The sequence below is a fragment of the Bartonella sp. AU16XJBT genome (assembly GCF_028618665.1).
GTDB lineage: Bacteria > Pseudomonadota > Alphaproteobacteria > Rhizobiales > Rhizobiaceae > Bartonella.
The window spans coordinates 173,651-186,806 of the sequence record NZ_JAQITF010000003.1; the positions used below are offsets into that span (position 1 = coordinate 173,651).

At 38.3% G+C, this 13,156-nt stretch carries 13 protein-coding genes; 9 read left to right on the forward strand and 4 right to left on the reverse strand.

Translation table 11 applies throughout. The features are described from left to right. Positions 1-691: 691 nt before the first annotated feature. Positions 692-973, forward strand: a complete 282-nt coding sequence (locus tag PVV66_RS02970; RefSeq protein ID WP_012232219.1) for a DUF6460 domain-containing protein — start codon at positions 692-694, stop codon at positions 971-973. 23 nt (positions 974-996) lie between these two features. Here the strand turns inward: PVV66_RS02970 and PVV66_RS02975 are convergent, their stop codons facing one another. The 3 genes from PVV66_RS02975 to PVV66_RS02985 form a co-directional block, all read right to left on the reverse strand. Next, positions 997-1,806, reverse strand: a complete 810-nt coding sequence (locus PVV66_RS02975; protein ID WP_273718857.1) for a TIGR02186 family protein — start codon at positions 1,804-1,806, stop codon at positions 997-999. 2 nt (positions 1,807-1,808) lie between these two features. Beyond that, a complete protein-coding gene (locus PVV66_RS02980; RefSeq protein ID WP_273718858.1) occupies positions 1,809-2,735 on the reverse strand; it encodes a sulfite exporter TauE/SafE family protein in 927 nt (308 codons plus the stop codon). Between the two features lie 181 nt (positions 2,736-2,916). After that, a complete protein-coding gene (locus tag PVV66_RS02985; protein ID WP_273718859.1) occupies positions 2,917-3,792 on the reverse strand; it encodes a hypothetical protein in 876 nt (291 codons plus the stop codon). 463 nt (positions 3,793-4,255) lie between these two features. On the opposite strand from PVV66_RS02985, the gene PVV66_RS02990 reads away from it, so the two are divergent. The 7 genes from PVV66_RS02990 (at position 4,256) to PVV66_RS03020 (ending at position 10,414) form a co-directional block, all read left to right on the forward strand. After that, positions 4,256-5,002 (forward strand): electron transfer flavoprotein subunit beta/FixA family protein, encoded by a 747-nt coding sequence (locus PVV66_RS02990; RefSeq protein ID WP_273718860.1) that lies wholly within the window; start codon positions 4,256-4,258, stop codon positions 5,000-5,002. Between the two features lie 62 nt (positions 5,003-5,064). Further along, positions 5,065-5,985: an electron transfer flavoprotein subunit alpha/FixB family protein gene (locus PVV66_RS02995; protein ID WP_273718861.1), complete on the forward strand. Its 921-nt coding sequence runs from the start codon at positions 5,065-5,067 to the stop codon at positions 5,983-5,985. A 3-nt stretch (positions 5,986-5,988) separates the two neighbouring features. Next, positions 5,989-7,650 (forward strand): electron transfer flavoprotein-ubiquinone oxidoreductase, encoded by a 1,662-nt coding sequence (locus tag PVV66_RS03000; RefSeq protein WP_273718862.1) that lies wholly within the window; start codon positions 5,989-5,991, stop codon positions 7,648-7,650. Between the two features lie 293 nt (positions 7,651-7,943). Then, positions 7,944-8,834, forward strand: coding sequence for a 16S rRNA (cytidine(1402)-2'-O)-methyltransferase (gene rsmI / locus PVV66_RS03005; protein ID WP_273718863.1), 891 nt, complete (start codon positions 7,944-7,946; stop codon positions 8,832-8,834). 4 nt (positions 8,835-8,838) lie between these two features. Next, positions 8,839-9,219 (forward strand): YraN family protein, encoded by a 381-nt coding sequence (locus tag PVV66_RS03010; protein ID WP_275064839.1) that lies wholly within the window; start codon positions 8,839-8,841, stop codon positions 9,217-9,219. 102 nt (positions 9,220-9,321) lie between these two features. Beyond that, the gene (locus tag PVV66_RS03015; RefSeq protein ID WP_144753644.1) at positions 9,322-9,567 is read left to right on the forward strand and encodes a hypothetical protein; all 246 of its coding nucleotides are present in this window, start codon (positions 9,322-9,324) and stop codon (positions 9,565-9,567) included. Positions 9,568-9,622: 55 nt separating this feature from the next. Continuing rightward, complete coding sequence (locus tag PVV66_RS03020; RefSeq protein ID WP_273718864.1) at positions 9,623-10,414, forward strand: pyrroline-5-carboxylate reductase; 792 nt, start codon at positions 9,623-9,625, stop codon at positions 10,412-10,414. A gap of 845 nt (positions 10,415-11,259) precedes the next feature. Here the strand turns inward: PVV66_RS03020 and PVV66_RS03025 are convergent. Beyond that, on the reverse strand, positions 11,260-12,321 hold the full coding sequence (locus PVV66_RS03025) for an Mrp/NBP35 family ATP-binding protein (protein ID WP_273718865.1): 1,062 nt from the start codon (positions 12,319-12,321) through the stop codon (positions 11,260-11,262). Between the two features lie 590 nt (positions 12,322-12,911). Between PVV66_RS03025 and rpmH the strand changes: the two genes are divergently transcribed. After that, positions 12,912-13,046: a 50S ribosomal protein L34 gene (gene rpmH, locus PVV66_RS03030; RefSeq protein ID WP_005864709.1), complete on the forward strand. Its 135-nt coding sequence runs from the start codon at positions 12,912-12,914 to the stop codon at positions 13,044-13,046. Positions 13,047-13,156 lie beyond the last annotated feature (110 nt).

Genomic DNA, 13,156 nt, shown 5'->3' on the forward strand with positions numbered 1-13,156 from the left:
TTTCAACATCAACCACCTCTCCCCCTTTTTGCAAGAGGAGTTTTGAATTTTTCTATACTTCCCCGCTAAATAATAAGCTCCTCATTATATATTATTTCAAAATAAAATATCTTATTCAAAACAAAAAGAGCATGGGCACCACGCCCCCTAATATTCACTCACGCACTCGTACAAAACAAAACTTTTTCAACGTTCTATTTTAATATCTTTGCTCCTTTAACAACACTCAATTCATTGCTTGCATTTTTCAGAAAAAAATATCTTTTCAATTCACTAAGGTTGAAATATCTAAATATAATACTTATATAAGCATACCCTTATCAGAATAGATAGTCTTTTTTTTAAGTAAACTGCCTTGAAATATTATTTCTATACACGGACTAATAATAAGTCCGTTACAAAAGCCTTAACGGATGAGAACGTTTACCCTGATGAAAAATATCAAAACATTATAAAATTCCCTTACAAATTCTTAAAAACAAAAGGAATTTTCTTCACTTAAATAAAAATAAGTGCCATGAAAATATCGCAAAAAATACAATAGAACATGCGTATATTTCAACAACCAGCACTGATATTACATCAATAAAAAACTCGTGAAAAAATAAGAAAATATTTTTCCTTTATGATAATAAAATCACTGTATGATGATAATGCAAAAAAAACACAAAAGATTCGAAAGTATATTTAAATGAACAGAAAGAAAAAATTGTCAAATTCTTTTCATGCATTTCTTGGCGGAACATTCAGCCGTGTCAGTCTAAAATTACTGATCCTTTCATTCTTCATTGGCATCGTGATGAAGTTTTTTGGGTGGACACCTCGAAACCTCACACAGAAAATAATAGATTTCCTTCAATCTTTATGGGAAAGAGGATTTATAACGCTTACAAACTTCTTCCATATAACCATGATGGGCGCTATTATTGTTGTGCCTATTTTTCTTATCTCACGCATTTTTCATAAAAAATAAACGCTTTAAATATTTTTCTTGCGCTAGTCTTTTCGAAAAATCAAACGACATAAAAACCCTGTGCTCACAGCGATAATCACCGCAACAATACCGTATAGGAAACGATACTTATGCGCTGCATAGAAAATTGTATAAGCGATATGTGCTTTAACAATTTCAAGAGTCGTTGTTGCACTATCAATAAACAGCCCATCACGAAAAAGATAAGCACGAGCCTTATAATGTCCGACAGGAATGTTGGCTGGTAAACGAAAATGTGCTGTAAAAAGTGTATCAGAACCAAAACGCACACCACCTACTTCTTCATAATAAAGACTTTTAGCTTTTTGCAGTTTTATAAGTTCATCATGAAAGATTTGTATTTTTTTTTGATCTTTCTCATCTGTCTGTAATGGCAAATAGAGTAACCCTAACCCCAAATGTTTATAATCTTCAATGCTGGTAATATCATCGATTTCACGCGTTGTAACCATAGAGTAAAAAAGAGGAACATTTTTAAAAATAAGGGAATCCGTATTAACCCATACACCAGCATTACGTTTTTTTTCCCGCATGACCATTGTCCGGCTTTGTCCTTCCAAGCTGACAACAACATCATAACGGTTCTGTCGAGAATATAATGGATCAATATTTTCCAAGACACCAGCAATATAAAAATCACGACCAGCAAAATTTGCATCCACGGTAATCGTATTCGTTGTGACAATAATTTGGACAGTTTCGTGATCAACTTGATCAATGAATGTTGCTGTTGTCCCAACATGTGACCATGTAGAAAAAGAAACAAAATAAAAGCAACCTGCTATGATGCATAAAGAAAATAATCTACCCATTTTTATCTCATAAGAATATCCAAAGAGAAAAGATTATCAGGGCGTACAAATAATTGAAAAGCAAGGCGCATACACACAATCAACACCAAACATGCAAGTGCCATACGCAATTGTTCAGCCTTTAACTTCCGTCCAGCTCGTGTTCCATATTGTGCGCCAATACTTCCTCCGAGCATTAACAAAAAAGCCAAGACAATATCAACGGACTGATGGGTCATACTTTGCAAAACTGTCGTGAAAGAAGATACAAATGTAATCTGAAAAAGTGAAGTCCCTATCACGACACTGGTTGGAACACGCAGCAGATAAATCAATGCGGGGATCATAAAGAAGCCCCCACCTATCCCCATAATAGAAGACAGCAACCCCACAATGAGACCAATCCCTAACACTGGAATAATGCTGACATAGATCATAGATGCTCGGAAACGCATTTTTAACGGTAAGTGATGAATCCAGTTATGGCGATGTCGACCTGCAAGACGGACATTGGCTTTTCCTAACCTACGCTTGCGCATCATATCATACCAGCTTTCAACAATCATCAAGCTTCCTATACTTCCAAGAAGAATCACATAAAGAAGCGAAATCATTAAGTCTAATTGACCTAACTTTTTCAAAACAGAAAAAATCTGAATCCCGATTAACGAACCAACCCCTCCTCCAATCGCCAAAAGAATACCAAGTTTGATATCAAGCGTACGTCGTCTAAAATGTGTAATTGCCCCCGTTACAGATGATGCAATCATCTGGTTAGCACCTGTTCCAACAGCAATAGCAGGAGGAATATTATAAAAAATCAACAAAGGCGTAATGAGAAAACCACCACCAATGCCAAAAAGACCAGAAAAAAAACCAGCAACGACTCCCATACCAATCAAGATCAGCATATTGAGTGACATTTCAGCAATTGGTAAATAAATACTCACTGACAAAACCTTTAAGATAATTTGAGGCTTTTAAACAATTGGAGAATCTTTCTCCAACTTATCCTCTTTGTCCAATAATCTCTGTTGCGTATTTTAAAGGACGATTTTAATTGCTACCGCTTTCGCACAATGACGAATGCGCAAGACATTTCACATCTATCAACATCCACATCATAAAAACTTAAAAAAAACGCGCTCCTTTTAAAAAGCTATAAAAACATAACGTTATCGCGACCATAAATGCAACGGTTAAAAAACAAAGAAGACTTCTTTTTACAAAATAAGATAAAAACGAGGCATGTCTTTGAGACTGTGCCTTTAAAGCAGGAGAAAAATCATCCTCAATGCAATGATGAGATACTGGACAATGGTGAGAAGCTGTTCCCCCCATCCCCTTTTCTTCTACCACAGGACACTCCACTGCTCCTTCAGTCTTTTGAAAAGAAGACTTCAAAGCATCATCACTTGGCAAAAGTGTATCCTTGGGCAAAAGTGTATCACTGGGCAAAGAGCTTTTATTTTCTTGCTGCAACGCATTTTCAACATTTGTTTGGAGTGGCGTTATACTGTTTTGTCTTGAAAAATTTTGCACCTTTTGAAGGAATAAGCGTTCTTGATTTCCCTCACATTCCATATGAGCAAGTTTTTGCACAACGGAATCAGATAATTTTGAATGAGACACTCGTCGTGTTGCCTCTGCTTCTTTTAAGTTTTTTTTCTCACTCTGCAAACTTTGAACAAGTGTTTTAATCTGCTCTAAAGACTCAAAAAGCCTTTTTTCCCTTTGACGACGGATATAATGTTCAGCCAAAATGGCCCGACTAATATCATCTAAATAAGATTTAAAATGCTCTTCGCCCCCCCCCTGCTGATTCAAAGAATGGGGCAAATGCTTCATTTTCATTTGAGCATAAACAGTGCGTAAATTTTGAGCAATGTCTGACATTGTTACTTCCACAGGCGCCTCTATTCTCTCCTTTTGCTCAATAAAAGAAGAAAATTGATCACCCCGAACCTGATTGGTTGCCTGGTCGATCGTATGACCCTTCGTATTCACAAACGCCTACCCCTCATTAACCTTTTTGAAAAGAATCGTAAGAAATGATAAGAAAGTGTACTCTATTTTAGTAAATAGAGCTTTAAGAACGCCCAAAAACTTTCTTGTTAGAAATATTCTCCTACTATTCATCTAAAATATTTGCCCCATTTTTATTTTTTTTACTTAATTTTTCAGTGCATAAAGCCCCTCTTGCGCCATCATAAACAGAGCATATGAAACGAAATAAAGAATATTCTCATAAGACAGATTGATTTTTTTACTTTTTATTCAAGCAAATAAGGCAATTATGGCAATGAACGAAGAGATGAAGATTGAAAATGACGACAAGAAAGTACAAGTAAACATGAAAAAAGCTTATATGAAAGAAAACACAAGTTATAAATAAGACTTCATTTTAAACAATTTGGTTTCTTATGCGTATTGCTATAAACTTGTGACCATACAAACAAAGAGGATCATCATGAAGATAATTGTCGCTGTCAAACGTGTTGTTGATTATAACATCAAGATACGCGTCAAGCCCGATAGCACAGGCGTTGATCTGTCTCACGTAAAAATGTCTATGAATCCTTTTGACGAGATAGCCGTTGAAGAGGCAATTCGTCAGAAAGAATCTGGTAAAATTTCAGAAGTTGTTCTTGTTTCGATTGGACCAGAAGCCGCTCAAGAAACTTTACGAACAGGGCTTGCCATGGGAGCTGATCGCGCTCTTCTTGTTACAACGGATCAAACACTTGAACCCTTAAGCATCGCTAAGGTTATCAAAGCCATTGTTGATGAAGAAAAACCCGATATGGTCTTTTTAGGAAAACAAGCGATTGATGACGATAATAATCAAACAGGACAAATGCTCGCCGCTCTTCTTGGTTGGGGGCAGGCAACTTTTGCCTCACATCTTAACATAGAAAATGGACATGCTACAGTTACCCGTGAGGTCGATAATGGAACACAAACCCTTCGTCTTCCCCTTCCCATGGTTATGACTGCCGATCTCCGGCTCAATGAACCGCGTTATACTTCTCTACCCAATATTATGAAAGCAAAAAAGAAAATTATTGAACAAAAAGCTCTAGCTGATCTTGGTATTGATACGAAAGCACGGCTCACAATTTTAAGTGTTGAAGAGCCCACCCCCCGTCAATCTGGAATTAAAGTTGCTAATGTAGCAGAGCTTGTCGGTGCACTAAAACAAAAAAACTGCATTTAATATTCTCTAGAGTACTAGAGTACTAGAGTAAAAGCAATACGCATATCAAAGGGTAAAAATTTATGGCAATTCTTTTATTAGCCGAACATCAGACAGAAGAAACCGCAAAAGCGCTCACCGCAGCACACGCACTCAAGAGCGATATCGATATTTTGGTTTGCGGAGAAGACATTCAAACGATAGCAGAAAAGAGTGCTAAACTTAATGGTGTGCGGCAAGTTCTTATTGCTGAGGCAGACTATTTAGCCCATCAACTCGCAGAACCTATCGCCGATACAATCATCTCACTCGCAAATGATTATGATGTGATCATGGCCCCATCCAGCAGCACTGGAAAAAATGTAATGCCGCGCGTAGCGGCTCTTCTTGATCTTATGCAAATTTCAGATATTACCGCCGTTCTTTCTCCCGATACCTTTAAACGACCCATTTATGCAGGCAATGCCCTTGAAACTGTCCGCAGCAATGACACCAAAAAGATTATAACCGTTCGCACAGCTTCTTTCACACCAACGCCTTCCCAAAATAATTCTGCGCCCATTAAAACAATAACACCAGCGCCCAACCCCAATCTTTCTTCTTTCGTAAAAGCAGAAACCAACACAAGTGATCACCCTGATCTCACTTCTGCACGTGTTATTATATCAGGCGGGCGTGGTCTTGGTTCACAAGAACAATTTATGGCCCTTCTTCTTCCTCTTGCAAACAAATTAAATGCGGCTTTAGGGGCTAGCCGCGCAGCAGTTGACGCAGGCTATGCGCCCAATGATTGGCAAATTGGACAAACAGGAAAAGTCGTTGCCCCTAAACTCTATATCGCCGTTGGCATTTCCGGTGCAATCCAACATTTAGCCGGTATAATGGATTCTCAAATTATTGTTGCCATTAATAAAGATGAAGAAGCACCCATCATGCAAATTGCCGATTACGCCCTTGTCGGTGATCTCCATCAAATTATTCCAGAATTGGAGAAAGCTTTATAAGCCATGAAAGCAGCTCTGCATGATCAGCGTGAAAGTATGGCGTTTGACATCGTCATTGTTGGAGCAGGACCCGCAGGACTTTCTGCTGCCATTCGTCTAAAACAAATTAATCCCGATCTTTCTGTCACAATTGTTGAAAAAGGAACCGAAGTTGGGGCTCATATTCTCTCTGGCGCCGTTGTTGACCCCATCGGTATCGATACACTCTTACCGGAATGGAGAAGTGACCACGACCACCCCTTTAAAACCCCTGTTACCCGTGACCAGTTTTTTTTTCTAAAGCCTCACAAAGCAACACGGTTGCCCAATATCTTGCACCCCAAAATCTTATCTAATGACGGGTGTTATATCGTTTCACTTGGAAGCGTTTGCCGCTGGCTAAGCAAAAAAGCCGCGGCGCTCGGTGTTGAAATTTATCCCGGTTTTGCCGCAACAGAACCCATCCAGAATGAGAATGGAGCCATCATTGGTGTTCTCACCAGTGATATGGGACTTAACAAAGATGGAACCCCTGGAAAAAATTATATACCTGGTATAGCATTATTGGCAAAATATACTCTGATTGCGGAAGGAGCACGCGGCTCAATTGCAAAACAACTGATACAAACTTTCAACCTTAGTAAAAATCGTGAACCCCAAAAATTTGGCCTAGGTCTTAAAGAACTCTGGGAAATTGAACCACAAAAACACCAACGCGGTTTAGTGCAACATTTTGCCGGTTGGCCCTTAGACAATAATACCGGCGGTGGTGGTTTTCTTTATCATCAAGAAAACAATGTCATTTCTGTCGGTTTTGTTGTACACTTAGATTACAAAAATCCTTATCTTTCTCCTTTTGAAGAATTTCAACGTTTTAAAACACATCCAAAACTCTATGAAACCTTCAAAGGTGCAAAGCGTCTTTCCTATGGTGCCCGTGTTATCAGTGAAGGAGGGTGGCAATCTGTACCAAAGCTCACCTTTCCTGGTGGCGCGCTTATTGGCTGTTCTGCTGGCTTTGTTAATGTTCCTCGCATCAAAGGATCACACAATGCCATCTTATCTGGCATCTTAGCCGCCGATAAAATTGCTACCGCTCTTGCGCAAGGACGTACCCATGATGAGGTCAAAGAAATCGAAGAACAATGGCGAAAAGGACCCATTGGCAAAGATCTTTATAAAGTGCGAAATGCCAAACCGCTTTGGGAAAAATATGGGACAAAATATGGAATTAAACTTGCCGGTTTTGATATGTGGTGGCAACAACTGTTCGGATTTTCCTTATTTAAAACACTCCCCCATGTCAAGGAAGATTATGCTTGTCTTGAACCAGCAGAAAAATTTCAACCCATAGCTTATCCAAAACCCGATGGTGTTGTAACGTTTGACCGCCTTACAAGTGTTGCCCTTTCCAATACGCACCATGAAGAAAATCAACCTTGTCATTTAAAAATAGCCTCATTAGAAAAGCAAAAGGACTCCGAATATGCCGTCTATGGAGGACCTTCCACACGCTATTGCCCCGCCGCTGTCTACGAATGGCTAGAGCATAAGGATCATCTCACTTATATGATCAACGCTTCAAATTGCATACATTGTAAAACGTGCGACATTAAAGATCCCAACCAAAACATCACTTGGATCTGTCCGCAAGGCAACGAGGGCCCCTTCTATCCCAATATGTAACCTCGACCTCATCATTGTTTGTTCTGCTAAAATTGCAATATACAAAACACAATCGATAAAAATATTTTTTCAGATGAGAAATCTATCAATCACCTTCATACATAGGCTCTTTCACGATATAAAAAGTTATCCTATTGTAAAGTAACCAACGATTTAAGCAAATCAACCCGAGTAAATAAGCCGTTGTCATGATAAAAATGTCCTGATAAAAATTAAGAAAAAATAGCTTATGAGTATGGATAAAATTTTGATAAGATCTTGGGGTCAAGGGAATTTAATGAAGAGAAAAAGGCATGTGTGAGAACGCATATTTTATAGGTGCGCATGCTTATTCGGCCCCCCTCATAGAGCCAGGGCTTTATCTTGTGGCAACACCGATCGGGAATCTTGCAGATATTACGCTTCGTGCTTTGCAAGTGTTGGCAGGCGTTGATATTTTAGCGTGTGAGGATACGCGGGTAACACGTGTTTTGTTGGAACGTTACAGTATTCGAAAAAAAACTTTTCTCTATCATGAATATAATGCGCAAAAAGCAGGTCCAAAGCTCTTAGCGGCTTTAGCAGAAAACAAAACGGTAGCGCTTGTTTCAGATGCGGGAACACCGCTTATTTCTGACCCTGGATTTCGATTAGTCGAAGAAGCCCGTAAGGCGGGTCATAAAATTATTCCGATCCCTGGAGCATCAGCTCTTTTAGCAGCTCTGATACCAACAGGGCTTCCGACCGATAGCTTTTTCTTTGCAGGTTTTTTAAGTGCACGCAAAGCGCAGCGTCAAAAACGATTAGAACAATTAAAAGAGATTCCAGCAACTTTGATTTTTTATGAATCACCACATCGTCTTGTTGAAACTTTACAGGATATGGTCACTTTTTTTTCGGCAGATCGACCGGCCGCCATTTGTCGTGAATTAACAAAAAAATTTGAAACCGTAGATGTTTCTAATTTGGGAAGTTTGTTGGAAAACTATAGAAAACAGACACAGATTCGAGGAGAAATTGTTGTGCTTGTTGGAGAATCATCATCTTCTTGCTTAAATGTAATCAGTGATCAAGAAGTTGATGAAATGTTATTAGAAGGCGCTCGGACACATTCTGCTGCTCAAACAGCAGCTTTGGTTGCAAAAAAGACCGGTTTGAAAAAGCAGGAACTTTTCCAGCGATTAATTTCTTTAAAAAATACGTAAAATAATGCATAAGACGATACCAAAAAAACAGAGAAAAAAGTCTTTTTATCGAGGGGTTCGTGCAGAAAAATTGGCTGCTTGGTGGCTGCGTTTCAAAGGATTTCACATAGCTGAAATGCGTTTTAAAACAAAGTGTGGGGAAATTGATTTAATTGCACGACGTGGAAATTTAGTATTAATTGTTGAAGTCAAAGCACGTTCAACGTTGATGGAAGCAATGGAAGCGGTTTCCCGAATGAATGAAAAGCGAATTGAGGCAGCAGCTGATATTTGGCTCGCACGGCAAAAAGATTATGCCCTTTTGTCTGTACGCTTTGATTTGATTGCAATTTTACCTTGGCGTTGGCCAAAGCATATCCCCGCATTTTTTACATCTGATCGATAAGAGGAGTCCCCGTTTTAACCATGCTCAATAAAAAACATTTCGCCTTTATGTGTATATGCGTTAAAAAGTCTATAACAATTTAAGCGCTATAAGGAGCAAAATATGGATGATTATGAAAAGTTTGCAACAGGTTTGCTCATTGTTTTTGGAGCGCTGATTATTGGTGGTTTAATGGCAATGCATATTGTACTGATGAATAAACCAGGTTTTTTATTTGCATTAGCCGCAGCTGTTGTTGGTTGGTTTTCTGCTTTTGCCGTTCTATTTGACAAACCAAAAATCTATTTGGGCTTGATTATTCTTGCAATGCTCTGTGTTGCTTCCTCAATTAGCATTTATGTGAGTTAAAACACCTGAAATGTTGATTGAGATTCCTTTTAAAATATAAAATTGAGAAATAAAAATGAAACTTGGCTTTTTGGGAACAGGCACAATCAGCGCTTCCATGGTGGATGGCCTCATGAGAAGCGCCTTTAATGTTTCCTCCATGATTGTTTCACCGCGCAATGCACAGACAGCAGAGCGTCTTTCACGCACTTATGATAAGGTGATGATTGCTGAAAATAACCAAGCATTACTTGATATGAGTGATTGTGTTTTTCTTTGTTTACCCAATCAAATTGCAGAAGGCGTTTTGCGCTCCCTTCATTTTCATCCAGAACAGCTGGTTATCTCCGTTCTTGCTATGGCAAAAACCGCAGAAGTGGAAGCGTGGATCAACCATAAAGTTTATCGTGCTGTTCCGTTACCTTTTGTCGCAGAGTGCAAAAATTTAACACCCATTTATCCCGATCATCCCTTTTTACGCACTTTATTTGATGCATTGGGGGGCACATTGGTGCTCGATAAAGAAGAGCAGTTTAATCTTTTTATGACAGCGGGTTCTCTTATGGGCGTATATTTTAATTTTATAGAAACAGCCCATCAATGGTTTATAACACAAGGGTTAAACAAACAACAATCAGCAGAGTTCCTTGCCATGATGTTTGGAAATCTTACAGATGAAATGCGTAAAATTATAGCAACGGATCATTCTAGCTCTCTTAATTTTGCACTGCTTGAAAAAGAGTTTTCGACAAAGGGGGGAACAAATGAATTTTTGTCAAATTATTTTTCTCATCAAGGGGGGAAAAGTGCTCTAACAACGGCTCTTGAGGCGACTTTACAAAAAATGAATGCTTCTAAAAAGACTTAACCAACCTTTTTCTCATCTCAAATATGAGAATTATGGATCTATTGATTGGGCTCTTTGTGAACATGAATTAATAAAATTGTCTGCGATAGGTCTTTCAAGAGTAGGAAAAACAGATTTTTTAACTACCTATTCCTTTAATTTACATCAATAAAAATAAAACTTTTAATTAATCCTCAAGATATTTTTAGAGCACAAAATCACTTATAAGAAGAAAATTCGTCCTTTAATACTTTAATATTTGAAATGAGAATAGTGACAAAATCTTTTCCCATTGTACGTTCTCTTGTCATAAAATAAAAAATGTTTGTTTGTCTCTTAAAAAAGGAAGCAACATTTCGATAAAATCGTTTAAAAAGAACGTAAATAAACTTGCCAACTTTATGCAAAAATAGAGGAAAACTTTAAGGATGCAAAGAACATAATGGATATGACTTCTCTCTTTTTATTTAAGGAGAAATGCTATGGGATCTCTACAGTTCACAGAATTTTTTACGTTCTATCATTCACAAGCACTCTCGTGAAATGAATGAAACACATTAAGAAATATTCTCTTTTCAAACAAGCACTTGCATAATAAACATAAATATATTCTTGAGAATTTTGTTGTTGCATAAAAAGCTTATCCCGATAAAAACCGCGGACAATGAAAACATGAGAGAATGCATCATCTCCACTTTTTTAAAGATCTTTTTTTCGATGCTTTTGAACGTAGAAAGACCGAATGAAAAGATGATGATAAAAAATTATTTTCTCCGGATTAAAATTCATTTTCCCTTACAAAAGGGCAACTATTTTTATATCTTTCATAAGTGTATTTTAGCAAACTCTCTTAAACAAACATATGTTCAAAAGAGTTTATTTTTTATTTGATCAACAATTGTACGATACAGTTGCGCATGTTCGCCATCAGGCTGAGCAACAAAAATAGGGTTCCCCTCATCGGAAGAAAATCGTAAGGCTGCATCAAGTGGTATTTCTGCTAAGAACGGGACCTCTCGACGTTCTGCTTCACCCCGCGCCCCACCATGGCCAAAAATATCGTAGCGTTTTCCTGTATCAGGAGCGATAAAATAACTCATATTCTCAATCAGTCCTAAAATAGGAACATTGACTTTCATGAACATTTCTATCGCTTTACGTGCATCAATTAAAGCAAGATCCTGAGGCGTAGAAACAACCAACGCCCCCGTTAATCGTACTTGTTGCGCAAGCGTCAATTGTGCATCCCCTGTACCCGGCGGCATATCCACGACTAAAACGTCCAAAGGCCCCCATACAACATCTCGTAACAATTGCGTTACAGCGGCCATCACCATAGGACCACGCCATACCACCGGCTTTTCTTCCTCCACCAAAAATCCCATCGACATCAATTTAAGATCGAATTTTTCAAGAGGTTGAATCTTTTTTCCGCCCATTAGTTGTGGTTTTTGGTTAACAAGTCCTGTCAAACGTGGCAAAGACGGACCATAGATATCTGCATCCATCACCCCTGTTTTGAAACCTGCATCTTGTAAAGCTAAGGCGATATTGATCGCCATCGTCGATTTTCCCACCCCTCCTTTTCCAGAAGCAACAGCAATGACATGGCGCACACCTTCTATAGGCATTTTTACAGGCAAGAGATTTGCTCTGCGTCTAGGTGCTCCCTTTGTTGTTTTTTCTGCTGTAAGCGTGACGACAACAGATTCCACGCCCTCCAAAGCACATACCAACTCTTCAGCAGAACGGCGCAATGATTCCCATTCTTGCACACGTCCATCAGGAACTGTAATGGAAAAGAAAACCTTGCCATCAGCAATTAATATTTCTGAAAGAAGCCCCAACGATACAATATCGCTTTCAAGATCTGGTCCTTTGATTTTACGTAATACGTTGCGGACAGTCTCACTTGTGATAGGATCCACGCTCTTTCCTCTCTATAAAATACCAACAAATACAAGCATAAGAACGAAAAATACTGACAGGTTCATCACCCTAAAATCTCTACTTTACTTAAGGATTATAAAGTATAAATGACTTATATTTTATCTCTTTTTAAAAACACGAAACCACCCTTAAATAAAGAAACTCAAGCACAAAATCTGCTATAAAAGCTTATCAAACACGTTTGTGTGCCAACACTTTAATGAATATTCTGATAAGGGTTTTGTAAAACACAAAACTGAGAAAAACTCTTAATATCAAAGTATTTTTTAAATTGAGCATACAATAATCTGTCACACTTTTTTAAGTCTTTAACGCTCTCGTCATTTATTTTCTGTAGACTCAATCGCTATTTTCTGACATTTTCAAATGTATCATAAAAAAGTGTCACAAACAGTTATGAAAGTGCTTTATATTTTTTCAAGCGTAAGAAAAACAATCTAAGATTGACTTTTTTTACATTTTTTCTTATGGGTTAACAGCCGTCTGATAGGATAAAATTGTTTATCTCGCGCATAACTGCTGATGAAACGAAAACTAAGAAGGGCCGCACTCCGCGGTATTTAAATAAATGAAACGTACGTACCAACCCTCTAAACTTGTCCGTAAACGCCGCCATGGGTTTCGTGCACGCATGGCTACAGCTGGAGGACGTAAAGTCATTGCTGCAAGACGTGCTCGTGGACGTAAGCGACTCTCTGCTTAACCCTTTAAATTTTCACAACCGTTGAGGATTGCTCATCATTTCTTCGTTGTGAAACTTTTGTTATGAACTTCTAATGCTTGGTCAGCCAAGCATTTAGTGAAATTGCGAAA